This is a genomic window from Reyranella sp. (genome assembly GCF_965229815.1).
Classification (GTDB): Bacteria; Pseudomonadota; Alphaproteobacteria; order Reyranellales; family Reyranellaceae; genus Reyranella.
The window spans coordinates 1,899,208-1,923,153 of sequence record NZ_CBDDJN010000006.1 but is presented as its reverse complement, the minus strand read 5'-3'; the positions used below and the strand labels follow the sequence as shown (position 1 = coordinate 1,923,153).

Here is a 23,946-nt window from a genome sequence, read left to right as displayed (position 1 = left end):
GCTCGCCTTGCGCCGTGCCGCGAACGCTCAGCCGGCGATCGGTTCCGGCGAACTTGTAAGGGCGAGCGGTGGCGCGCCGGGATCGGCCTGCCAGGAGGCGTCGATCTCCACCGTATAGTGGGCGCCTTCGGGGTGCTGGAGCGGCTCGGGGAAGCGATGCTCCCGCGTTTCGGCATCGTGGGCGTCGATGCGCAGCTTGCTGATCGTCTTCACCTCGACGGGGGCCTGGCCGTCCCGGAAGGCGCGGAAGATCACCTGATAGTGCAGCGTGCCGGCGCAGTCCTGAGCCGCCAGCGGCCAGTTTACGCCGGTCACGCGCGTCGACTTGGTCTTCATCTGCCCCCAGGAGATCGGGCCGCGATCGACCGGCTGGAACGGCGGTCCCTGCAGGATGATGAAGGTCGTGTCGGGCAGCGACGCGCGCGCCGCGTCGAACGGCACCGAGGGATCGTGGCCGGCGACGGCATTGCCCATCTCTCGCCACAGCGGATTGAGTTCGAGGAAATCGCGCGAGGCGCGGAAGGGACCGCTCTGCTCGGCATTGTCCATCACGATGACGGCGTTGGCCCGGCAGCGGCGGGACGTCATGAGCAGGTCGAACATCGCGAACTCGTAGTCGTGATTCCCGTCGATCAGCGTGAAGTCGAGCGAGATGCAGCGACCGTCCAGATAGTAGAAGAAATCGGCGGCGGTGAGCGGATGGTACGAGGCGTACTTGCGCAGGTCTTCCGGCCATCGGCGGATGATCCCGGGGCAGCGTTTGGCGCCGAACGGATCGGTCGTGTAGACGATCCCCCAGTTGTTCTCCCAGCAGGCGCGCGCCAGCACCTCCGTCGTCCCGGCCATGAAGGTGCCGATCTCCGCGATGTAGGTCGGCCGCAGGATGCGCAGCAGCGAATACAGCACCGCCCGCGATTCGTCGCTCATCAGCGAGCCTGCGGGATAGTCCTTCAGGTAGGCCACCGCCTGCCCATAGAGTTCGGTCGATTGCAGATTGTCGGGAGTGGAGGGGGGCGCTTGCGTCGTGATCGGCTCGAGGGGGCGCAGGGAGCGCCGGCCGGCCTTGCTGAAGAACAATGAACAACTCCCAGGATGTAGACTGCACGAAGAAACGCGTGCGGAAGCGTGCGGCTCCCGGCACCCATACGCCATTCGCGGGGGCGGCGGGGCGCGTATCGGGGCCTGCGGCACCGTGAAACGGGCGGGAGGGCCACAGCGATGGGCGTTGTTCGCCCTGGGGATGACTGCGGCGCGGGTCCGCGAACATTACTAGAACTTGTGTCAAGAAGATTAGTTTTCTCAGGGAGTTATTTGTTCCCTTGTCGTCTGGAACAAAATGGGTACATTGGCGCGACCCCCGGCGGACTTATCCGCATTGCCGCTCCCGACAGGGGCGTGGGAGAACGAGGAGGCAGTCAATGTCCGCAGTTCTGAAAGTGGTCGAAAAAGAAGGCATGGAAAACAAGAACAAGGCCCTGGACGCCGCCCTGGCCCAGATCGAGCGAGCCTTCGGCAAGGGCTCCATCATGAAGCTCGGCCAGCGCGAGGCGCTGGAGATCGAGGCGATCTCGACGGGCTCGCTGGGCCTCGACATCGCGCTTGGGATCGGCGGCCTGCCGAAGGGCCGCATCGTCGAGATCTACGGCCCGGAGAGCTCGGGCAAGACGACGCTTGCGCTGCATGTCGTCGCCGAGGCCCAGAAGAAGGGCGGCGCCTGCGCCTTCGTCGATGCCGAGCATGCGCTCGATCCGGCCTATGCCAAGAAGCTCGGGGTCGACATCGACAATCTGCTGATCTCCCAGCCCGACGCCGGCGAGCAGGCGCTGGAGATCGCCGACACGCTGGTCCGCTCGGGCGCGATCGACGTGCTGGTGATCGACTCGGTGGCGGCCCTGGTGCCGAAGGCCGAGCTCGAGGGCGAGATGGGCGATTCGCTGCCGGGTCTGCAGGCCCGCCTGATGAGCCAGGCGCTGCGCAAGCTCACCGCCTCGATCTCCAAGTCCAACACGCTGGTGATCTTCATCAACCAGATCCGCATGAAGATCGGCGTCATGTTCGGCAACCCCGAGACGACGACGGGCGGTCACGCGCTGAAGTTCTACGCCTCGGTCCGCCTCGACATCCGCCGTATCGGCGCGATCAAGGACCGTGACGAAGTGGTCGGCAATGCGACGCGTGTGAAGGTGGTGAAGAACAAGGTGGCGCCGCCGTTCAAGGTCGTCGAGTTCGACATCATGTACGGCGAGGGCGTGAGCAAGACCGGCGAGCTGATCGACCTCGGCGAGAAAGCCGGCGTCGTCGAGAAGTCGGGCTCCTGGTACTCCTACGACGGCCAGCGCATCGGCCAGGGCCGCGAGAACGCCAAGAACTATCTGCGCGAGCATCGCGAGGTCGCCCAGGCGATCGAGAACAAGGTGCGGGCCAATGCCGGCATCCTGGCCACCGCCCTTATGGAGGGCGGCAAGGAAGAGGACGACGAGGGCTGACACGTTCGCGTGTCACCCTGAGCGAAGTGACGGATCTCCAAATCTCTGACGAGATCCCTCGCTGCGCCCGGGACGAGGTTTTTGCGACCAGGATCCCCTGTCTCCTGTCGCCGGGGCGGTGCTGCATCCCCACGCGCAGCACCGCCCCATTTTATTTGATGCCGAGCCTTCCGAGGAACCGCTGCACCCATTCGGGGCCCGTGCGCCGCGCCGCCTTGCGCGGCCGGGACCGCGCCCAGGCCATCAGCATCGCCAGCGGGAACCAGTCGTCGGCCTCGTCCTGCAGGCCGCGTGCAGCCATCGACACCTTCGGCACGGCGAGCGGCGCCACGCCCTCCTGGGTCGGGCTGGCGCAGCGCTCGGGCGGCGAAGTGACGAGATATTCGCGGCAGATCAGCGGCCGATCGGGATGGATCGAGCAGCTTTCCTCCTCGAGGAAGGGGCAGGGCACGCCCAGGGCGAAATAGGCGGTCGACAGGTCGCGGTCGCTGCGGCCGCGGCGCTCGCCGAGGCCGGCCGTCTCGATCGCCGCCTCGGCCGCCGCGAACCGCCCGGCCAGGGCCTCGCGCCGCCGGGGCGGCAGCGCCCGGACCAGCTCGAGCAGCCGCTCGCCCTCGGTCCGCGACACCGGCACGAGCTGCCGGCAGCAGGCGCCGCAGCCCTTGCGGCAGGAGATCGCCTGGCCCTGCTCGGCCGCCGCGACGACGGCATTGACCAGGCCCTGCAGCGCCGGGAGGATTTCCGTGGCGGGCACGGGCCCGGACGGCACGGTGATCGGATGGGCGATCCGGAGGCTCCCGACGGAGAGCCGAAGAGTGGCGGTGGAATGGGCCTTGGCGGCCATTTCGGGGCGGTTCCCTGTTCTGGACGAGTCCCGAGCCCGCACGCTAAAAGGCCCGCATGCAAAGCGTCAGCGACATTCGCCGCACCTTCCTAGAGTACTTCCGGAGCAACGGCCACGAGGTCGTGGCCTCGAGCCCGCTCGTGCCGCGCAACGACCCGACGCTGATGTTCACCAACGCCGGCATGGTGCAGTTCAAGAACGTCTTCACCGGGCTCGAGCAGCGGCCGTACCGCCGCGCCGCGACCTCGCAGAAATGCGTGCGCGCCGGCGGCAAGCACAACGACCTCGAGAATGTCGGCTACACCGCGCGGCATCACACGTTCTTCGAGATGCTGGGCAACTTCTCGTTCGGCGACTACTTCAAGGAGCAGGCGATCGAGCTGGCCTGGAACCTGCTGACCCGCGACCTCGGCCTGCCGCGGGAGAAGCTGCTGGTCACGGTGTTCCACACCGACGACGAGGCGGCCGGCCACTGGAAGAAGATCGCGGGCCTCGGCGACGACCGCATCATCCGCATCCCGACCTCCGACAATTTCTGGGCGATGGGCGACACCGGCCCGTGTGGGCCCTGCTCGGAGATCTTCTTCGATCACGGCGAGGGCATCCCGGGCGGCCCGCCGGGCAGTCCCGACCAGGACGGCGACCGGTTCATCGAGATCTGGAACCTGGTCTTCATGCAGTACGAGCAGGTCACCCGCGAGCAGCGCATCGACCTGCCCAAGCCGTCGATCGACACCGGCATGGGTCTGGAGCGCATCGCCGCCGTCCTGCAGGGCAAGCACAACAACTACGACATCGACCTCTTCCGCACCCTGATCGAGGCGGTGGCGCACGAGACGGGCGTCGATCCCGACGGGCCGCAGTCGGCCTCGCACAAGGTGATCGCCGACCATCTGCGCACCACGGCGTTCCTGATCGCCGACGGCGTCCTGCCGTCGAACGAAGGGCGCGGCTACGTGCTGCGCCGCATCATGCGCCGCGCCATGCGCCACGCCCACATCCTGGGCGCGCAGGATCCGATGATCTTCAGGCTCGTGCCGACGCTGGTGCACGAGATGGGCGACGCCTACCCCGAGCTGGTGCGCGCCCAGCCGCTGGTCACCGAGACGCTGAAGCTGGAGGAGGGCCGCTTCAAGAAGACGCTGGGCACCGGCCTCAAGCTGCTCGAGGACGAGACGCGCGACCTCGCGGGCGGCGGCACGCTCAAGGGCGACGTCGCTTTCAAGCTCTACGACACGTTCGGCTTCCCGCTCGACCTGACGCAGGACGTGCTGCGGGCGCGCGACATCAAGGTCGATGTCGAGGGCTTCGAGGCGGCGATGGCCGAGCAGCGCGCCAAGGCGCGCGCCGCCTGGGCCGGCTCCGGCGAGACCGCCGACCAGGCGATCTGGTTCGACGTGCGCCAGAAGGCGGGCGCCACCGAGTTCCTGGGCTACGACACCGAGCGCGCCGAGGGCCAGATCCGGGCGATCGTCGTCGACGGCAAGGAAGTCCCGGCGATCAAGGCCGGCGAGACCGGCTGGATCGTCGTCAACCAGACGCCGTTCTACGCCGAGTCGGGCGGCCAGATGGGCGACACCGGCACCTTTGCCGCCGCCGGCGGCGAGGCGGCGATCACCGACGTCCAGAAGCGGGTCGGCGATCTCAGTGCCCATCACGCGACGGTATCGAAGGGCGAGCTCAAGGTCGGCGACGATGTCGCCATGACCATCGACCCGATCCGCCGGGCGCAGTTGCGCGCGCATCATTCGGCCACCCACCTGCTGCACGAGGCCCTGCGGCGTCACCTCGGCAAGCACGTCACCCAGAAGGGCTCGCTGGTGGCGCCGGACCGGCTGCGCTTCGACATCAGCCACACCAAGGCGATCTCGCTCGAGGAGCTGCGGCGCATCGAGGACGAGGTCAACGACCGCATCCGGCGCAACTCGGCCGTCGAGACCCGGCTGATGACGCCCGAGGAGGCGATCGCGGCCGGCGCCATGGCGCTGTTCGGCGAGAAGTACGGCGACGAGGTGCGGGTGCTGTCGATGGGCGGCGACGACGGTTCGACCTATTCGGTCGAGCTGTGCGGCGGCACCCATGCGCTGCGCACCGGAGACATTGGCCTGTTCAGGATCGTCGGCGAAGGCGCGGTCTCGGCCGGCGTCCGCCGCATCGAGGCGCTGGCCGGCCTGGCGGCCGAGGAGCATGTGCGCCAGCAGGCGCAGCTCCTGAGCGAGGCCGCCACGATCCTGAAGGTGCGGCCCGAGGACGTGCCGGCCCGCCTGCAGGCGCTGGTCGAGGGGCAGCGCCGCATCGAGCGCGAGCTCGGCGATGCCCGCAAGGCGCTGGCGCTCGCCGGCGCGGCGGGCGGCCAGGCGTCGGCGGCCGACGAGGTACGGGACGTCGGCGGCGTCAGCATGATCGGCCGGGTGCTGACCGGCGTGCCCGGCAAGGACCTCAAGGGCATGGCCGACGCGTTCAAGAAGAAGCTGGGCTCGGGCGTGGTCGCGCTGATCGGCGTCGAGGACGGCAAGGCTTCGGCGGTGGTCGGCGTCACCGACGACCTGTCGAAGACGCTGAGCGCCGTCGAGCTGGTGAAGGCCGGCGTCGCGGCCCTGGGCGGCAAGGGCGGCGGTGGCCGGCCCGACATGGCACAGGGCGGCGGCCCCGATGCCGCCAAGGCGGGCGAGGCGCTGAAGGCCATCGAAGCCGCGCTGGCGGGTGCGCGATGATCCGGCCGGCGCTGGTCGCGCTCGCCCTCCTGTCGGCCGCGGCCTGCGCGCCGAAGAACTTCTCCATGGAAGGCAAGGACGCCGAGCAGATGACCAAGGACGAGGCGCAGTGCCGGTCCCAGGTGCGCGCCATCGCCAACCGCGACCGCGACATCGAGGACCAGCGGCGCTCTGTCTTCGCCGGCGAGCGCGAGCGCTACGGCCAGCAGGACCTCTACGTCACGATGGACAACCAGGGCTACAAGAACAACGTCGACCGGCTGACGGCGCGCTGCATGGAAGCGCGCGGGTGGGCGCCCAAGAACCAGAACGGTCTCAGCGCGTGGTGGCAGCGGAACTCGACCTTCGGCGGCTCGACCAGCAAGTAGAGGGACTCGCGATAGATCGGGCGATGCCACCTTCGGCATCGATCGTTCGGCCGATGCCGACCGAACGCTCGATGCTCCTGGGCGCCGCTCACGCGGCCCGGCGCACCCGCAACAGCGAACGCGCGACGAACTCGGCGATCACGCCCCACAGGACGAGCACCCAGGCATTGACCGGCATGGCGTAGTTGTGGCTCGGCAGGGCCGCCATGGCCTGCGCCAGGAACAGTCCGAAGAAGGCCACGCAAGCCGTCTCGATCAGCGCGCCCTGGACGAAGCCGATCCGCCCCCACAGGCCGAACGCCGAGGCGACGAGCAGGTGGACCAGCCCGATCAGCAGCACGACGCCGAACGGCGGGCCGGGATACATGGTCGGACGGGCCAGAAGCTCCCAGCCCTTGGTCGCGTAGATGCGCAGGATCTCGCCCGGATCCTCCGCCCAGCGGGCGAGGTAGAGCTTCCACATCAGCCGGAAGTACTCGGGTGAGCAGAACACGATCGAGGGATCGATCTCCGCCGCGACGGCCTGGCCGTAATAGTCGTCGTACTGGATGCCCCACTTGTTCTCGACGAAGCCGAGGCCGAGGTAGAGCGTGTGCGACAGGCCGTGGGTCGGCACGATCTGCGCGCGCTGCATGTCGAACGAAAGGTCGCGTGCCAGCACCACCCACTTCGGCGTGGTGAAGGCCGCGACCGCGAGCGCGACGGCGAGCGCGAGCCCGCCCAGCCGGCGGGTGGCCCAGGGGCGGCGCAGCGCCAGCAACACGACCATCCCCAGCGTCACGGCCACGCCCATGAGGCCGATCGCCTCGCGGATCAGGGTGGCGAGGGCCAGGAACACGACACCGGCGGCGATCCACCAGGCGCCGGCGCGGCGCGACAGCAGGCCGAGGTCGCGGCCGGCGACCGCGAGGGGGAGGATGCCGGCCAGGCTCACCATGCCGATGAAGGCCCAGTGCGGCGCCGTCGTCATCCAGCCGAGATACTCGACGGGTCCGAACCACAGCAGCACCAGCGAGGCGAGGTAGGCGCGGAGCGCGAACAGCAGGCCGGCCAGCGCCACCAGTCCCAGCGTGTCGAGCAGCGTGTTCAGGCGCGCGACGTCGGGCAAGGTGGCGCGGCTCTGCTTGGCCATGGCCCACAGGTCGAGCAGCAGCGCGTGGCCCGGGTCGTCGGCGATGGCGTACTCGGACAGCGGCACGAGCTTGCCCTTGTCGCAGATCGCCAGCCATACGCCGCGCTCGACGGCGCACTCGGTGCTGTCCAGCCAGAGGTTGGTGGCGCCCCACTCGGCCGGCATGATGTCGGCCATGTAGCCGTATCGCTCGGCGCCGTCGAAAGCCTTGTGGAACTGGCCGGTCACGAGCAGCAGGGCGGCGACGACGAAGATCAGTGCCCTCAAGCCGCAGCGCCCCCGATGGCCTTGTTCAGTATCCGCACGATCCTCCAATGCAACGGTTCGGGCGGAGGCGGCAAGCGCGGAGTGCAGGATGGGGAGTGGGGGCTCGACCGCGGACCGCAACGCAGACCAGCCCCGGCCGTTGCCCTTCCCGGGGATCGTCCAGGGCCCGTGCTCTGGCCTGGCGATCGGGGCTGCGGACGCCTTGTCATTCCGGGCGCAGCGAGGGACCTTTCTGTAGGCCAAAGGCCCTTCGCTTCGGCCGGGGCGACAAACGATCGACGCATCTTCCCGGGCGCCGCCGCGTTTCCTCTGCCGGAGGTCGGCCATGCGATATCTATCCCTTCCCATCCTGCTCCTGGCGGGGGCGTGCGCCGGCAGTCCGGCCGCCGTCCCGCAGGCCGATGTCGCGGCCAAGCAGTTCCCGCCGCCGTCCGCCGGCGCGGGCGCCCTGTACGTCTACCGGTCGGGACTTATGGGGTTCGCGCGCCCCGTCGATGTCGCGTTGAGCGGTGGCCCGTCGGCACAGCTCGACTACAACACCTTCATCCGCGTCGACGCGCCGCCGGGATCGGTCGAAGTCCAGTGCACGGTGGGCGGCGAGACGGGGCGCAGCATCGTTGCCCTGCAGCCCGGCGAGACGCGCTTCGTCGACGTGGCGATGACGCCGGGCTTCCCCAATCCGGGGTGCGAGGTCGCCGAGGCGGCGCCGGATGCCGGTCGCGCCGCGGTGACGGCGCGCCGGCTCGTCCAGCCGCAATAGCCCTGGATCAGATGAACGTTCAGACGAACGTGCCGTCGGGATCGCCGTTGAACAGGATGCGGCCGACCGTCTCGAAATGGGCCTCGCGCGACTGGATCTGCTGCGAGAGCGTGTGCATGTCGCGAAAGCGGCGCTCGAACGGCGTGCCGACGAAGATCGCCGAGGTCCCGGCGGTCTTGTAGACCCAGTCGGCGGTCTTCTCGGCCTGGTGGATCGCCTGGGTGCAGCCCAGGCGCACGCGGGCGCGATCCTCGGTGCCGATCGAGTCGCGATCCCCGGCGCGGCCGTGGACGTCCTTCAGGATTTCAATCAGCCAGGCCCGGGCCGAGCCGATGTCGGCCTCGCGCCGCGCGAAGTCGGATTGCACCGTCGGACTGTCGGCGAGACGGCCCATGTTGCGCGGCGTCTTGTCGATCGCGAGCTCGGCGAAGGCGTCGAGCATGGCGCGGGCGATGCCGAGCGCCACGCCGGCCACGCCGCAGGCATAGAGACCGGCCATGGTGAAGGCGTAGAGCGGGCCGCCGTCGCGTCGCAGGCTCTGGTCCTCGCGCGTGCCGGAGAAGGCCTCCGGCACGAACACGTCGGTGCACGAATAGCCTTCCGACGCGGTGCCGCGCATCCCGAGCGTATGCCAGTCGTGGATGGGTGTCGTCCGCTCCTTGGGCATCAGGAGCGTGCGGATCGTCGGCCGGCCGGCGCGGTTCAGCCGCAGCGAGCCGTCGGGTTCGACGACGAGAGCGTGGGCGCCGATCCAGTTGGCCTGCCGGTAACCCGACGAGAAGTGCCATTGGCCGGTGATGCGGTAGCCGCCGGGAGACGCGATGGCCCTGTCGCGGCTGGGCGGGCCCCAGGAGATCAGTCCGCGCGGATCGCCGTAGATGGTGCGCGCCGCATCGAGCGAGATGAACGGCGCGATGAGCGAGGAGCTGTTGGCGACGAAGACGTTCCAGCCGACCGATCCGTCGTGGCGCGCGATCTCCTCGATCGCCGCGAGATAGACCCAGGGCTCGACTTCCTCGCCGCCCACCGACCGCGGCAGCAGCAGCCGGCAGAGCCGGGACTCGTGCAGGGCGCCGATCAGCGGTTCGGGGATGTCCTGGCGGGCCTCGATCTCGTCGGCGGCGGCCGCGATCGCCGGCCCGAGCGCGCGGGCGCGCGCGACTGGATCGGGCTTGCGGATCGACAGGGCGGCGTCGTTCATGGGACGGCCTCGGCGGAATCAGGATCATCAATTGGGCGCGTTCCCGGCCGCTATTGTCAATGCGCGCGGCCGGCAACAGGATCGCAGGGCGGGCTCTGGGGACCCTGATCGGGAGGACGGATGTCGGGCTTCATCGCGGCAGCGATCGGCGTGGGCCTGGCGAATTTCCGTCGACGTTCCTGGTGATCGGTTTCCTGTCGTCCGCCATCGCCATCCTTCGCCTCCCGCCGCCGCGCAGCACCGCGGCGATCGTCGATCGGCTGATCGCCTGGCATGTGTTCTGGGCGATCGGCGCCTCGAACCTCCTGAACTTCGTCTATCACGTCTTCTACGGCCGGATGGCGGCCGCCTACATCGGCTGGGCCGACAGCCCTTTCCAGCTCGAGGTCGGCATGGCGAGCCTGGGCTTCGCAGCGGTAGCCTTCGTGGCGGCGTTCCGCAGCTTCGATCTGCGCCTGGCGGCCATCCTCGGCCCGTCGCTGTTCACGCTCGGCGCCGCCGCCGGGCACATGCACCAGATGCTCGCGGCGAACAACTTTGCGCCGGGCAATGCCGGTGCGATCTTCTATGCGGACATCGGCCTGCCGCTGGTCGGCTTCGCTCTCCTGGCCCTGCAGCATCGCTTTCCGCTGCCCCGCGCCCGCCCCAAGTGAGGCGGAAATGCCCGTTTCCCGCGCGGCAACCTCGCGCCAAGCGGCCTTGTTGTCCTCCGCACAACCAACCCTCGGAGGAGTCCATGACCAAGACCTTCATCATCGCGACCGTCTGCGCCGTGGCGCTGTCCGGTGCGGCTGTCGCCCAGACATCCGGTTCGGCCGGCGCGGGCGTCTCCGGCGGCGCCACGGTCGGCGGCTCGAACGGCACCGCGAGCGGCGGCGCGTCGAGCGGGATCAGCGGTGGCGGCTCCGTCACGACGCCGCCGGCCTCGGTCGGTGCGGGCGCGTCGGGCGGGGCGAGCGGCGGCGCGTCGACGCAGCCGATGATCGATACCAACCAGGCGCAGCAGCCGGGCGTCGGCGTGAACACGGGCACCGGCGCCAGCGGCACCATCCAGACGCCCCGAAGGTAGGGGCTCCTGAACGCGACGACGACGCCGTAACATCCGTCAGGAAGGGCCGCCCGCGGGCGGCCCTTCTTGCTGGAGGATCGCTGTCAGAGCGGCGCGGTCGACCCAATGGCGGGGGCCGGCGCCTGCGGGGCCAGGCTCACGAAATGGCCGGAACCGCTCACGGACACGAACATGCCGTAGAGATCGCAAGGCAGGTCGGGCTGGGGGTGAGCGACCTGCACAGTCTCCATCGATGACGCGACCGCACTCGTCACGAGGAACCCGAAGAAGAAGCTGGTCGCGACGCCGAGAATTTCCCGCATGTGAGCCTCTCTTTACTGCGAGGCCCAACGGCAACAAATTGCAGTGCGTTGCTCTCCAACTGCCCTTGCGTCACTCCGCCGCGCGAAGCGCGCTGCCCGGATCCCGCCACTGGACGAGAAGCCCGTCCTGCTTGGCTCGGACGCGCTCGATGCTGGCCTCCTTCACGTGCCCGTACCCCTTGATCTCCTCGGGCAGGTTGGCGAGGCGGACGGCCAGCGCATGGTTTTCCACAGCGAGACCGGCCAGCAGCTCATCGATCAGCCGCTCGTAGTCGCCGATCAGCGCCCGCTCCGCCTTGCGCTCCGCCGTGTAGCCGAACGGATCGAGCGCCGTGCCGCGCAGGAACCTGAGCTTCGCGAGCAGGCGGAGGGCCGGGAGCATCCAGGGGCCGAAGGCCTGCTTCAGGAGATGGCCCGTCCGCGGGTCGCGGCCGGCGAGCAGCGGCGGCGCGAGATGGAACTTGAGCGTCCAGTCGCCCTCGAACTGGCGATCGAGCTCGGCGCGGAACGCCGGGTCGGCGAACAGGCGCGCGACCTCGTACTCGTCCTTGTAGGACAGGAGCTTGGCGTAGCTGCGCGCCACCGCCTCGGCGAGGCCGCTCCTGCCGAGGGTGGCCTCGGCGGCCCGGACCTTCTCGACGAGAGCGGCATAGCGGCGGGCCAGGGTGCCGTCCTGGTAGGCGGTGAGATGGGCCGTGCGCGCCGCGACGATCTCTTCCAGGCTGCGGGCGACCTTGGTGAAGGGCACGACGTTGGCCGGCGGCGCGGCCAGCCGCTCGACGGCTGCCCGGTCGTGCGCCGCCCGGCGGCCCCAGCGGAAGGCGGCCAGGGTCGAGGCGACCGAGGCGCCGTTCAGCTCGATCGCCCGCTCGATCGCCTCGTGGCCCAGCGGCACCAGCCCCTTCTGGTAGGCGTAGCCCAGCAGGAACATGTTGGTGGCGATCGAATCGCCCATCAGGGCCGTCGCAAGAGCGGTCGCCTCGATGAAGTCGCAGGCCTCGGCCCCGGCCGCGGCCTCGATCGACAGCTTGAGCGTGTTGGCGGGGAAGGCGAGGTCGGGACGACGGGTGAACTCGCCGGTGATGGTCTCGTGGGTGTTGATCACGGCGTGCGAGCGGCCGGCCTCGAGCCGGGCCAGCGCGTCGGGCCCGCCGCTCACCACCAGGTCGCAGCCCAGCAGCAGGTCGGCGCCACCGGCGCCCAGGCGGACGGCGTTCAGCGCCTCGGGCGTGGCGCCGATGCGGACATGGCTCACCACCGCGCCGCCCTTCTGGGCCATGCCGAGCTGGTCGAGCACGGTGGCGCCCTTGCCCTCGATATGGGCGGCCATGCCCATGATGGCGCCGATCGTGACCACGCCGGTGCCGCCGACGCCGGTGATCAGCACGCCGTAGGGCCGCTCGGCCACCGACGGCAGTGCGGGAGCGTCGGGCAACGCCGGCTCCTTGGCCGGAGCCTCGGTCCGCCGCGCCGCCTTGCCCTTGCGCAGGCCGCCGCCCTCGATGGTGACGAAGCTCGGGCAGAAGCCGTTCAGGCAGGAGAAGTCCTTGTTGCAGGACGACTGGTCGATCGCCCGCTTGGTGCCGAACTCGGTCTCGACCGGCACGACGCTGAGGCAATTGGACTGGACCGAGCAGTCGCCGCAGCCCTCGCAGACCGCGCGGTTGATGAAGACCCGGCGGTTGGGATCGGGGAAGGTGCCGCGCTTGCGGCGGCGGCGCTTCTCTGCGGCGCAGGTCTGGTCGTAGATCAGCACCGACACGCCCTTGTACTCGCGCAGGCCGCGCTGCACCTCGTCGAGCTCGCTGCGGTGATGGAAGGTGACGCCCGGCGCCCATTCGGTGCCGACCGGATACTTGTCCGGCTCGTCGCTCACCAGGGCGATGCGGCGCACGCCCTCGGCATGGACCTGCTGGCTGATCGTCCAGGGGCGCACGTTGCCGTCGTGCGGCTGGCCGCCGGTCATGGCGACGGCGTCGTTGTAGAGGATCTTGTAGGTGATGCTGGTGCCGGTCGCGACGGCATGGCGGATCGCGAGGTAGCCGGAGTGGAAGTAGGTGCCGTCGCCCAGGTTCTGGAAGACGTGCGGCATGTCGCTGAAATGGCTGGCGCCCACCCAGGTCGCGCCCTCGGCGCCCATGTGGGTGAAGGTCTTGGTGTTGCGTTCCATGTTGATCGCGAGCGTGTGGCAGCCGATGCCGGCCATCGCCATCGAGCCCTCGGGCACCTTGGTCGAGGAGTTGTGCGGGCAGCCGGAGCAGAAATAGGGGACCCGCGCCAGGCCGGCCTCGTTGCGCACCTGCCGGCCGGCCCGCCGCTGCAGCGCCTCCCAGCGCTGGCGGCTGTGGCTGCCGAGCGAATCGAGGCCGAGCCGCGCCACCAGGGCCGAGGCGATCTCGAAGGGCGTCAGCTCGCCGTCGGCCTTGAGGAGCTTCTGGCCGCGCTCGTCGGTCTTGCCGACGACGACGGGGCGGCGGTCGGCCGCGGCGTTGAACAGCGCATCCTTGAGCTGCTGCTCGATGACCGGCCGCTTCTCCTCGACGACCAGCACCTCGCGCTTGCCGAGCGCGAAGGCGGAGGCGCCCTCGGTCTCGAGCGGCCACGCCAGCGCGACCTTGTAGACGGCGAGACCCAACCGTTCCGCCTCGGCCTCGTCGATGCCGAGATCCTCCAGCGCCTGGCGCACGTCGAGATAGGACTTGCCGACCGTGACGATGCCGAAGCGGGCGTCGGCGCGGCCCATCATCAGCCGGTCGAGCCGGTTGGCGCGCCAGTAGGCGAGGGCCGCCGGCTGCTTGACGGTGACGACGCGCCGCTCCTGCCCGACCCAGTCGTCGGGCCAGCGGATGTGCAGCCCGTCGGGCGGCAGCACGAAGTCGGTCGGCGTGCGGATCTCGACGCGATGTGGATCGACATGGACCGAGGCCGAGGAATCCACCGTCTCGCTCAGCACCTTGAAGGCGACCCAGAGGCCCGAGTAGCGCGACAGGGCGAAGCCGTGCAGGCCGAGGTCGAGATACTCCTGCACCGAGGCGGCGTGGATGATCGGGATGCCGGCGGCGATCAGGGCGGGCTCGCTCTGGTGCGCGGTGGTCGACGACTTGGCCATGTGGTCGTCGCCGGCCAGCGCCAGCACGCCGCCGTGGCGCGAGGTGCCGGCATAGTTGGCGTGCTTCAGAACGTCGCCCGACCGGTCGACGCCGGGACCCTTGCCGTACCACATGCCGAACACGCCGTCGTAGCGCGCGCCGGGATAGAGATGGATCTGCTGCGTGCCCCACAGCGCGGTCGCGGCGAGGTCCTCGTTGACGCCCGGCTGGAACTCGATGTGGTTCGTCTTGATGAAGCGCTTGGCCTGCCACAGCGCCTGGTCGAAGCCGCCCAGCGGCGAGCCGCGATAGCCGGAAATGTAGCCCGCGGTGTTGAGCCCGGCGGCGAGGTCGCGCTGGCGCTGCATCATCGGCAGCCGCACCAGAGCCTGCGTGCCGGTCAGGTAGACGCGGCCGCTGTCCAGCACGTACTTGTCGTCCAGGGTCACCGCGAGCGACAAGCTGACCTCCCTGACATCATCATTGCACGGTAACGACAGAATCTTCCCGCACGCAATCGGGAACGGGGCGATGGCGCAAAAACGACGTTTTGGGCAAGTCCGGGCCCACCCCGTCCGGGCCGCGTTTCAAGGTTCCGCCCCGATGCGAAACGTTGTAAGCGTCGCGGCCCTCCCAAAACTGCAACGTCTTTCCTGTACGCACCGATTGCCATGTCCGTTCTTGTCACCGGTGCCGCAGGTTTCATCGGCAGCCACGTCGTCCAGGCCCTGCTTTCGCGCGGCGAGACGGTCGTGGGCGTCGACAATTTCAGTCCCTACTACGATCCCGTCCTGAAGTTCGCGCGCCTGAAGCCGCTGCGCGACGATGGGCGGTTCACCTTCGTGGAGGCCGACATCGCCGACCGCGAGCAGGCCGCGCGGCTCGCCGAGGCGCATCGCGACATCGACCGGATCGTCCATCTCGCGGCCCAGCCCGGCGTCCGCCACTCGCTGGTCGATCCCTACGTCTACGTGCAGACCAACGTGATGGGCCATCTGGTGATGCTGGAGCTGGCGCGCAAGCTCCCCGGCCTCATCCACTTCGTCTACGCCTCGTCGTCGTCGGTCTACGGCGGCAACCGCAAGCTGCCCTTCGCGGTGGCGGACCGCGCCGATCATCCCGTGTCGCTCTATGCCGCCACCAAGCGGGCCGACGAACTCATGACCGAGAGCTACTGCCACCAGTTCGGCCTGGCGGCGACCGGCCTGCGCTTCTTCACCGTCTACGGACCGTGGGGGCGGCCCGACATGTCGCCCTGGATCTTCGCCCGGGCGATCCACGAGGGGCGGCCGATCCAGCTCTTCCACAACGGCATCCTGAAACGCGACTACAGTTACATCGACGACATCGTGGCCGGCACGCTGGCGATCCTCGACCGGCCGCCGGGGGAGGCGGTGCACCGCGTCTACAATCTCGGCGGCGCGGGCAGCGAGGACCTGGGCCACGTCATTCGGCTGTTCGAGAAGGCGCTCGGCCGGACCGCCCGGGTCGAGCCGCGGCCGGGCGACCCGTCCGACATGCAGGAGACCGAAGCCGACATCGCCGCCACCACGCAGGCCTTCGGCTGGACCCCGAAGGTGCCGGTCGAGGAGGGAATCCCGCGGTTCGTGGACTGGTTCAGGGAGTACAATCGGCTGTAGAAGGGGAGACGATCCAATGTCTCTCCTCACGATCAAGAACCTGCGGCGCGCCTTCTACGGCCTCGACGTCCTGCGCGGCGTCGACCTGTCCGTCGCGGCCGGCGGCATCACCGGCCTGATCGGGCCCAACGGCGCCGGCAAGACGACGCTGTTCAACGTCGTGTCGGGCCTGGTACCGCCGGATGCCGGCTCGATCCGTCTCGACGGCGAGGAGATCGCCGGCTGGTCGGCCGACCGCATCAGCCGGCGCGGCCTGGTGCGGACCTTCCAGGTGGCGCGCGGCTTCCCCAGGCTCTCGGTGTTCCAGCACCTGATGCTTTACGGCCGCGACCAGCCGGGCGAGAGCCTGTGGCAGGCGATCGTCGGCACCCGCGCGGCGCGCGAGCGCGAGGCGGCGCTCGCCGAGCGGGCGTGGGAGACGGCGCGCTTCCTGCGCCTCGACCATCTCATCGACAATCCCGCGACGGCACTGTCGGGCGGCCAGAAGAAGCTGCTGGAGATCGGCCGCGCGCTGATGGCCGAGCCGCGCCTGGTCCTGCTCGACGAGCCGACCGCGGGCGTCAACCCGACCTTGCAGAACGAGATCGGCGAGCGGCTGCTCGAGCTGCCGCGCCGGGGCATCAGCGTGCTGCTGATCGAGCACGACATGGGCTTCATCGCCCGCCTGTGCGACCCGGTGATCGTCATGGCCGAGGGGACGGTGCTGACCGAGGGCACGTTCGACGCCGTGCGCAGCGACCATCGCGTGCGCGAGGCCTATCTCGGGGCGCGCGCGGCATGAGCCTGCTCGAGGTGGCAGGGCTGCGCGGCGGCTACGCCGCGGCCGACGAGATCGTGAAGGGCGCCGACCTGGCCGTCGGGGGGGGGGAGATCGTGGCCCTGATCGGGCCCAACGGCGCCGGCAAGTCGACCCTGCTGAAGCTCATTGCCGGCCTGCTCCGCCCGAGCGGCGGCGCGGTTCGGCTGGAGGGCCGCGACATCGCCGGGCTGGGGGCGCCCGAGATCAGCCGGCTCGGCCTGTCCTTCGTGCCGCAGGAGCGCAACGTCTTCGGCACGATGAGCGTGGCGGAGAACCTCGAGATGGGCGGCTATGTCGACGGCCGCCAGGCCAGGCGGCGCGCGGCCGAGCTCTACGAACGATTTCCCCTGCTGGCCGAGAAGCGCCGCGCGGCGGCACGGACACTGAGCGGCGGCCAGCGCCAGATCCTCGCCATGGCGATCGCGCTCATGAACGCCCCGCGCCTCCTGCTGCTCGACGAGCCGACGGCCGGGCTCAGCCCGCGGGCGGCGGACGAGCTGTTCGGCACCATTGTTGCTCTCAACCGCACGGGAGTGGCGATCCTGATGGTCGAGCAGAACGCGCTGGAGGCGCTGGCGGTGTCGGCACGGGCCTACGTGCTGGTCCAGGGCCGGCCGCAGCGCGAAGGCAGCGCCGCCGAACTGGCGGCCGACCCGACGGTCCGCGATCTCTTTCTCGGCGGCAAGGCCGAGCCTATGCTCGGTGGCACCGGGGAGTCTTCGAACGAGGGAATGGGAACCAGCAGATGACCAGCATTCGCATGAGCCGCCGCACCGCCCTGGCGGCAGGCGTCGCCGCCCTGGCGAGCCCCGCCGTGGTTCGGGCGCAAGCCGACCCGATCAAGCTCGCCACCCTGACGCCGCTCACCGGCGCCGGCGGCAGCTACGGGCCGACCATGGCCAAGGTCGCGGCCGCCGTGGTCGAGGAGGTCAACAAGGCGGGCGGCGTGCTGGGACGCCGCGTCGTGCTGGTGAGCGAGGACGACCAGACCAATCCCGAGGCCGGCGTGCGCGCCGCCCGCAAGCTGATCGACGTCGACAAGGTCGCCGCCATCATGGGCACCTGGGCGTCCTCGGTGACCACCGCGGTGGCGCCGCTGTGCTGGGAGAGCAAGACCTTCCTGTGCACCGTGTCGGGCGCCGATTCGATCACCCGCCTGCCGCACCTGGGCTACCTCGTGCGCACGCAGCCGAACTCGACGCTGCAGGTGACGCGGTCGGGCGAGTTCATGCTGTCGCTGGGGGCGAAGAAGGTCTTCACCATGATCCCCCAGACGCCCTTCACGCAGTCGACCTTCGACCTGATGGGACAGGTCCTGCCCAAGGGCGGCGCCACCCACCAGCATCTGATCTACGACGACAAGAAGACGACCTACCGGACCGAGGTCGACCAGGCGCTGCGCGCCCAGCCCGACCTGATCTTCGCCGCCGGCTACACGCCCGACACGGTCGTGCTGCTGAAGGACATCTACCGCGCGGGCTTCAAGGGCAAGGTCATCGGCTTCGGCTACTCGATCAACCAGAAGCTGGTCGACCAGATCGGCCAGCCCGAGGTGGTCGAGGGCGTCTACACCTATTCGCCGTCGCCGGCCGAGGGCAGCTCGGCCTACGAGAAGGCCAAGGCGGCCGCCGGCTCGGCCAATCCCGATCCCTATTCTTGCCAGGTCTACGACCATGTGAACCTGGTGCTCCTGGCGATCGCCAATGCCAAGGCTGCGACGGGCGACGCCATCAAGGACAACATCCGCAAGGCCCAGGGCGGCGGCAAGAAGGTCGACAGCGCCGTCGACGGCATCAAGGCGATCGCCGCCGGCGAGAAGGTCGACTACGACGGCGCATCCGGCCCCTGTGACTTCGACGACAAGGGCGACATCCTCGACTGCAAGTTCCGCTACGAGCAGATCAAGGGCGGCAAGTTCACCCTGGTGAAGATTGCGTGATCTGCCGGGGGCGCGCCACTCCCGTGGCGCGATCATGCTGTCGATGAAGGGACGAGACGCGCCACGGGAGTGGCGCGCCCCCAGCCCATGATCGTCCTCCAGGCCCTCGTGAATGGGCTGGTGTCGGGCACCCTGCTGGCGGTGCCCGCCATCGGCTTCACGGCGATGTTCGCCGTGCTGCGCTTCCCCAACTTCTCGGTATCGGGCGTGGCGACGCTCGGCGCCTTCGCGGGCTACCTGGCCTATGGCGCCGGCCTGCAGATGGCCGCCTCGCTGGTCGCGGCCTTCGCCGTTGCCGGCGCCGCCGGCCTCGCCTTCGACAAGGCCGCGCACCTGCCGCTGGTCCGCCAGGGCGCGTTGCCGGCGGCCATCGCCTCGATCGCCACCGGGCTCGTCCTGGAGAATGTCGTGCGGCTCGGCTTCGGCAACGACCCGCGCGGCTACGACCGGCCGATCGCGCGCGACATGCATTTCGGCGACATCCGGGTCAGCCCGCAGCAGCTCGAGACGATGGGGCTGGCGTTGCTGCTCATGGTCCTGGTCTTCGCCGCGCTCGCCTTCACCCGCGTCGGCAAGGCGATGCGCGCTTCGGCCGACAATCCCGAGCTGGCGGCGCTCAAGGGCATCCGGCCCGAGCGCGTGGCGTCGCTGGCGAGCTTCGTCGGGATGGGCCTGGTCGGCGTCGGCGGCATGCTGCTCGGCCTCGACAGCTCGATCGACCCGCTGACCGGCACGCGCATCCTCTTGTCGCTGTTCGCCGCCGCGGTGCTGGGCGGGCTGGGCAGCGTGCCGGGCGCCGTGCTCGGCGCCTTCGTGATCGGCATCGCCGAGGAACTCTCGGTGCTGGTGGTCGGCTCGCAATACCGCGCCGCCGTCGGCTTCGTCGCCATCCTGGTCGTGCTCAGCCTGCGGCCGCGCGGGCTGCTGGGGGAGCGGGCGTTTTGAGGAACTGTCACCCCGAACGGAGCGAGGGGCTTTTTTTGCCTCCGCAAAGGTCCCTCGCTCCGCTCGGGATGACAGCGGGCCTCGGGCCGCCATGCTGAACTATCTCCTCTTCATCGCCACGGTGGGCGGCATCTACGGCTTGCTCGCGCTCAGCCTCAACCTGATCTGGGGCGGCACCGGCATGGTCAATCTCGGCCTCGCCGGCTTCTTCGCGCTCGGTGCCTACGCCTCGGCGCTGCTGACCACGGCCGGACAGGCGCCGATCGCGGCAGGCTGGCTGCTGGCCTTCGTGGTGGGGGGCTTCGCCGGCCTCGTTGTCACCCTGTCGACGACGCGCCTGCGCGAGGACTATCTCGCCATCGTCACGCTGGGCTTCGCCGAGGTTGTGCGACTGCTTGCCGCCAACGAGATCTGGCTGACGCGCGGCACCGACGGGATCTCGGGCATTCCGGGACCGTGGCGGCGGGCGCTCGGCCCCGACTTCAATGCCGTCTATTTCCTGATCGTGCTGGCGGCGCTGCTGGTCGTCTTCGTCGTGATGCGCCGCATCGACCGCGCGCCTTACGGCCGGGCGCTGCGTGCGATCCGCGAGGACGCCCAGGTGGCGCAGGTCGCCGGCAAGCCGGTGCTGCGCTTCAAGACAGAGGCCTTCATGCTCTCGGCGGCGATCGCCGGGCTGGCCGGGGCGCTCTACGGCCATTTCACGTCCTACATCGCGCCGGACATGTTCCTGCCGCTGATCACGGTCTACATCTTCCTTGCCGTTGCCTCCGGCGGCACCGGCCGGCCGGCCGGTGGCCTGCTCGGCGCCTACGTCGTGATGGCGCTGCTGGAATCCTTCCGCTTCCTGGTCGAATGGATTCCCGCCGTGTCGGCCGTGCAGCGCGCGGCGCTGAAGGAACTGCTGATCGCCGTCGCCCTGATCGTGGTGCTGCGCCTGAAACCGTCCGGCCTGCTGCCGGAGCGGATTCCGCCGGCGCCTCGCCCATCCTGAAGGAGAGACAATGACACCGTTCGAGACTTGCCTCGCGGCACTGCGCCGGCCCGGACCCGCCGAATCGTTCTTCGCCGTGCTCGACAAGGCGCTGGCCGAGGTGGTGGGCCACCGGTTGTTCACGCTGCTTTACGTCGCGCCCGACCGCAAGCGCGTAAAGCGCCTCTACACCAACATGCCCAAAGAGTATCCGGTCGGCGGTTACAAGCCGGTCACCGAAAGCGACTGGCACAAGCGCGTTGTCGGCGAGGGCCGCGCCTGGGTCGGCCACGACTACGAGGATGTAAAGTGGGCGTTCTTCGATCACGAGCTGATCCGCTCGCTGGGCTGCGAATCGGCGATCAACCAGCCGGTCGTCTATGCTGGGCGCGTGCTCGGCACCATGAACCTGCTGGACGTCGCCGGCCACTACAAGGACAGCGATCCGGTGCGGCTCGAGCCGTTCGCCGCCCTGATGATCGGGCCCTTCCTTGACGCCATCGCCCTGGACCCCGATATCGGCAGAAGCTGAGGAGTGTCCGAATGACCGCGATGCTGGGGGAACTGCCGACCTGGAACCTGAACGATCTCTATTCCAGCCCGAGCGGCACCGATCTCGACGCCGACCTCAAGCGCGCCGCCGCCGATGCCGCGTCGTTCGCCGCTGATTATGAAGGAAAGGTGGCGACGCTCGACGGCAAGGCGCTAGGCATCGCGATCGCGCGCTACGAAGCGCTGAGCGACCTGATGGGCCGCATCGGCTCCTACGCTTCGCTCTACTATGCGCAGGACATGGCCGATCCCGAGCGCGGCCGCTTCTCGCAGAACGTGTCCGAGGCCCTGAACGACGCCAGCGGCAAGCTGGTGTTCTTCCGCCTGGAGATCAACAAGATCGACGACGCGGTCCTCGCGACGCACCTGAAGGAGCCGGCGCTCGCGAAGTATGCGCCCTGGCTGCGCGATGTCCGCGTCTTCCGTCCGCACGACCTGTCGGACGAGCTCGAGCGCTTCCTGCACGACCAGTCAGTGGTCGGCAGCGCGGCCTGGTCGCGCCTGTTCGACGAGACCATCGCCCGCCTGCGCTATCCGTTCGGCAACGAGATGCTGACCGAGCCGCAGATCCTCGACAAGCTGTCGAACAAGGACGCCGCGGTGCGCAAGGAGGCGGCCAAGTCCTTCGGCAAGGTGCAGGGCGAGAACATCGCGATCTTCTCGCTGATCACCAACACGCTGGCCAAGGAGAAGGAGATCGACGACCGCTGGCGCAAGTACGCGCGGCCGCAGTCGTTCCGCAACCTCGCCAACGTCGTCGAGGACGAGGTCGTGGACGCGCTGGTCGCCTCGGTGAAGGCGGCGTACCCGAAGCTGTCGCATCGCTACTACAGGCTCAAGGCCGGCTGGTTCGGCGTCGAGCGCATGCCGTACTGGGACCGCAACGCGCCGCTGCCCGAATCGGACGACCGCGTGATCCCCTGGGGCGAGGCAGAGAAGATCGTGCTCGATGCCTACAAGGCCTTCTCGCCCGAACTGGCCGCGGTCGGCGCGCGCTTCTTCGGCTCGGGCTGGATCGACGCGCCGGCGCGGCCCGGCAAGTCGCCGGGCGCATTCGCCCATCCCACCGTGCCGTCGGCGCATCCCTATCTGCTGCTGAACTACCAGGGCAAGGTGCGGGACGTCATGACGCTCGCCCACGAGCTCGGCCACGGCGTCCACCAGGTGCTGGCGGCGGCGCAGGGGCCGCTGATGGCCGACACGCCGCTGACGCTCGCCGAGACCGCCTCGGTGTTCGGCGAGATGCTGACCTTTCAGTCGTTGCTGAAGTCGGCGCCGGACCCGAAGACCCGCAAGGCGATGCTCGCCGCCAAGGTCGAGGACATGCTGAACACGGTGGTGCGGCAGATCGCCTTCTACGATTTCGAATCGCGCGTCCATGGGGCCCGCCGCCAGGGCGAGCTGACGCCGGAGGCGATCGGCGAGATCTGGATGGCCGTCCAGACGGAGAGCCTGGGGCCGGCCTTCACCTTCGACGACGAGTACCGGAGCTACTGGTCCTATATCGGGCACTTCATCCACTCGCCGTTCTACGTCTACGCCTATGCGTTCGGCGACTGCCTCGTGAACTCGCTCTACGCCGCCTATCAGGCGGGGCAGGCGGACTTCCAGGCCAAGTATCTCGACATGCTGCGGGCCGGCGGCGTGAAGCGGCACAAGGAGCTGCTGGCGCCGTTCGGCCTCGATGCCTCCGACCCGGCCTTCTGGGACAAGGGGCTGGGCGTGATCTCCGGGCTCGTCGACGAGCTGGAGACGCTCTAGGACCGGCGCACGTATTTTCTTCTTTTGTCGTCCTGAGCGCAGCGAAGGACCTCATCGCCGATTGCAACCGGTATGAGATCCTTCGCTGCGCTCAGGATGACAGCAGGGCGGGGCTCCGGAAGCATTGACAGCCCGCCGGGCCGGCCGCACCTTCCCGCCGGGTGGATACGACCTGCCGCTTGCGCCCTTCGGGTATGGTGAACGTATCGAGCCTCGCTCAGGCACTCCCTTTGCCGCGGCAACGGATCAGTAACGCAAGCCACTGACTCTTCCGTTCTGCCGCCTGCAGAGGATGAACAATGCGAGACTATCGTGACGCCAAGGCCATGGCGCAGACCCTGCGCCAGGCTCTCAAGGAGAAGTCGGTTTCCCTGACCCACAGCGAAAGCCTGGAGCTGATCGCAGCGGTCCTGGGCGTTGCCGACTGGAACACGCTGTCGGCGGCGATCAATGCGGCGCCGAAGGCTTCCGCGCCGGCCGTGCAGACGGTGACGCGGCCGGTCATGCCGCTGCGCGACCTGGTGCTCTTTCCCGGAATGACCTCGCCGATCTACGCCATGCGGCCGAAGTCGGTGGCGGCGATCGAGCAGGCCATGGCCGGCGACAAGGAGATCTTCTTCGTCACCCAGCGCCGCGTCGCCGATGACGATCCGTCGTCGGAGGACCTCTACGACCTCGGCGTCGTGGCCAGGACGATCGACCTGACGAAGATGCCGGACGGCTCGAACAAGCTGATGGTGCAGGGCCTGCGGCGCGCGCGCGTAATCCGCATCGCCGGCGACGGCGCCTGCCTGGTCGCGGAGCTGGCGCCGGTGTCCCGGGAGGGGGCCGCGCGGGAGGAAGCGGCGGCCGTCCTGCAGGAGTTGCTGCAGCGCTTCGCCGCCCACGCCAACATCGACCTGGCAGCGCCGCCTCAGGCCCTGCTGTCCCTGCCGCATCTTCGCGATCCGGGCAGCACGGCCGACATGATCGCCCAATACCTGTCGCTCACCGTCGAGCAGCGACAGCAGATCCTGGAGGCGACCGACGTCGTCCAGCGCATGCGGATGATCCTGGCGATCATGGCGCCGGACCGGCAGGCGGCCTGACCGTCGAGGTGGCAACC

General features: G+C 69.3%; 21 protein-coding genes. 15 read left to right on the top strand and 6 right to left on the bottom strand.

The genetic code is table 11. The features are described 5' to 3' along the window. Positions 1 to 27: 27 nt before the first annotated feature. Positions 28 to 1,077, bottom strand: a complete 1,050-nt coding sequence (locus tag ACO073_RS20470) for a class I SAM-dependent methyltransferase (RefSeq protein WP_421999803.1) — start codon at positions 1,075 to 1,077, stop codon at positions 28 to 30. Between the two features lie 377 nt (positions 1,078 to 1,454). On the opposite strand from ACO073_RS20470, the gene recA reads away from it, so the two are divergent. Further along, positions 1,455 to 2,486, top strand: coding sequence for a recombinase RecA (gene recA / locus ACO073_RS20465; RefSeq protein ID WP_421999801.1), 1,032 nt, complete (start codon positions 1,455 to 1,457; stop codon positions 2,484 to 2,486). Positions 2,487 to 2,637: 151 nt separating this feature from the next. Here recA and ACO073_RS20460 read toward each other — a convergent pair whose 3' ends face one another. Continuing rightward, positions 2,638 to 3,330: a YkgJ family cysteine cluster protein gene (locus ACO073_RS20460; RefSeq protein WP_421999800.1), complete on the bottom strand. Its 693-nt coding sequence runs from the start codon at positions 3,328 to 3,330 to the stop codon at positions 2,638 to 2,640. A 56-nt stretch (positions 3,331 to 3,386) separates the two neighbouring features. On the opposite strand from ACO073_RS20460, the gene alaS reads away from it, so the two are divergent. Next, complete coding sequence (gene alaS / locus ACO073_RS20455) at positions 3,387 to 6,044, top strand: alanine--tRNA ligase (protein WP_421999798.1); 2,658 nt, start codon at positions 3,387 to 3,389, stop codon at positions 6,042 to 6,044. After that, complete coding sequence (locus ACO073_RS20450; protein ID WP_421999796.1) at positions 6,041 to 6,412, top strand: hypothetical protein; 372 nt, start codon at positions 6,041 to 6,043, stop codon at positions 6,410 to 6,412. The genes alaS and ACO073_RS20450 overlap by 4 nt, the downstream gene beginning before the upstream one ends. A gap of 88 nt (positions 6,413 to 6,500) precedes the next feature. Here the strand turns inward: ACO073_RS20450 and ACO073_RS20445 are convergent, their stop codons facing one another. After that, a complete protein-coding gene (locus ACO073_RS20445) occupies positions 6,501 to 7,811 on the bottom strand; it encodes a hypothetical protein (protein ID WP_421999794.1) in 1,311 nt (436 codons plus the stop codon). Between the two features lie 325 nt (positions 7,812 to 8,136). On the opposite strand from ACO073_RS20445, the gene ACO073_RS20440 reads away from it, so the two are divergent. Further along, positions 8,137 to 8,571 carry a hypothetical protein gene (locus ACO073_RS20440; RefSeq protein ID WP_421999792.1) on the top strand — a complete coding sequence of 145 codons (435 nt, stop codon included), beginning with the start codon at positions 8,137 to 8,139 and terminating at the stop codon, positions 8,569 to 8,571. Between the two features lie 19 nt (positions 8,572 to 8,590). On the opposite strand, the gene ACO073_RS20435 is transcribed toward ACO073_RS20440, so the two are convergent. Continuing rightward, complete coding sequence (locus ACO073_RS20435) at positions 8,591 to 9,772, bottom strand: acyl-CoA dehydrogenase family protein (RefSeq protein ID WP_421999791.1); 1,182 nt, start codon at positions 9,770 to 9,772, stop codon at positions 8,591 to 8,593. 182 nt (positions 9,773 to 9,954) lie between these two features. Here ACO073_RS20435 and ACO073_RS20430 point away from each other — a divergent pair, with 182 nt between their 5' ends. Beyond that, positions 9,955 to 10,425, top strand: a complete 471-nt coding sequence (locus ACO073_RS20430; protein ID WP_421999789.1) for a DUF6790 family protein — start codon at positions 9,955 to 9,957, stop codon at positions 10,423 to 10,425. 83 nt (positions 10,426 to 10,508) lie between these two features. Then, the gene (locus ACO073_RS20425) at positions 10,509 to 10,841 is read left to right on the top strand and encodes a hypothetical protein (RefSeq protein WP_421999787.1); all 333 of its coding nucleotides are present in this window, start codon (positions 10,509 to 10,511) and stop codon (positions 10,839 to 10,841) included. Between the two features lie 83 nt (positions 10,842 to 10,924). On the opposite strand, the gene ACO073_RS20420 is transcribed toward ACO073_RS20425, so the two are convergent. Next, entirely contained in the window at positions 10,925 to 11,143 is a 219-nt protein-coding gene (locus ACO073_RS20420; RefSeq protein WP_421999785.1) for a hypothetical protein, read from the bottom strand. A gap of 70 nt (positions 11,144 to 11,213) precedes the next feature. Further along, positions 11,214 to 14,693, bottom strand: a complete 3,480-nt coding sequence (locus ACO073_RS20415; protein ID WP_421999783.1) for an indolepyruvate ferredoxin oxidoreductase family protein — start codon at positions 14,691 to 14,693, stop codon at positions 11,214 to 11,216. 210 nt (positions 14,694 to 14,903) lie between these two features. Here ACO073_RS20415 and ACO073_RS20410 point away from each other — a divergent pair, with 210 nt between their 5' ends. From ACO073_RS20410 to ACO073_RS20370, 9 genes are all read left to right on the top strand, one after another. Further along, positions 14,904 to 15,872: an NAD-dependent epimerase/dehydratase family protein gene (locus tag ACO073_RS20410; protein WP_421999781.1), complete on the top strand. Its 969-nt coding sequence runs from the start codon at positions 14,904 to 14,906 to the stop codon at positions 15,870 to 15,872. A gap of 16 nt (positions 15,873 to 15,888) precedes the next feature. Next, positions 15,889 to 16,653: an ABC transporter ATP-binding protein gene (locus tag ACO073_RS20405; RefSeq protein ID WP_421999779.1), complete on the top strand. Its 765-nt coding sequence runs from the start codon at positions 15,889 to 15,891 to the stop codon at positions 16,651 to 16,653. Continuing rightward, on the top strand, positions 16,650 to 17,420 hold the full coding sequence (locus ACO073_RS20400) for an ABC transporter ATP-binding protein (RefSeq protein WP_421999777.1): 771 nt from the start codon (positions 16,650 to 16,652) through the stop codon (positions 17,418 to 17,420). The genes ACO073_RS20405 and ACO073_RS20400 overlap by 4 nt, the downstream gene beginning before the upstream one ends. Next, positions 17,417 to 18,610 carry an ABC transporter substrate-binding protein gene (locus ACO073_RS20395; RefSeq protein WP_421999775.1) on the top strand — a complete coding sequence of 398 codons (1,194 nt, stop codon included), beginning with the start codon at positions 17,417 to 17,419 and terminating at the stop codon, positions 18,608 to 18,610. The genes ACO073_RS20400 and ACO073_RS20395 overlap by 4 nt, the downstream gene beginning before the upstream one ends. A gap of 87 nt (positions 18,611 to 18,697) precedes the next feature. Next, positions 18,698 to 19,555: a branched-chain amino acid ABC transporter permease gene (locus ACO073_RS20390; RefSeq protein ID WP_421999773.1), complete on the top strand. Its 858-nt coding sequence runs from the start codon at positions 18,698 to 18,700 to the stop codon at positions 19,553 to 19,555. Positions 19,556 to 19,646: 91 nt separating this feature from the next. Then, entirely contained in the window at positions 19,647 to 20,549 is a 903-nt protein-coding gene (locus tag ACO073_RS20385; protein ID WP_421999771.1) for a branched-chain amino acid ABC transporter permease, read from the top strand. A 10-nt stretch (positions 20,550 to 20,559) separates the two neighbouring features. After that, positions 20,560 to 21,060 (top strand): GAF domain-containing protein, encoded by a 501-nt coding sequence (locus tag ACO073_RS20380; RefSeq protein ID WP_421999770.1) that lies wholly within the window; start codon positions 20,560 to 20,562, stop codon positions 21,058 to 21,060. A gap of 11 nt (positions 21,061 to 21,071) precedes the next feature. Next, positions 21,072 to 22,841: a M3 family oligoendopeptidase gene (locus ACO073_RS20375; protein ID WP_421999768.1), complete on the top strand. Its 1,770-nt coding sequence runs from the start codon at positions 21,072 to 21,074 to the stop codon at positions 22,839 to 22,841. A gap of 299 nt (positions 22,842 to 23,140) precedes the next feature. Then, a complete protein-coding gene (locus ACO073_RS20370; RefSeq protein ID WP_421999767.1) occupies positions 23,141 to 23,929 on the top strand; it encodes an LON peptidase substrate-binding domain-containing protein in 789 nt (262 codons plus the stop codon). Positions 23,930 to 23,946: the final 17 nt, after the last annotated feature.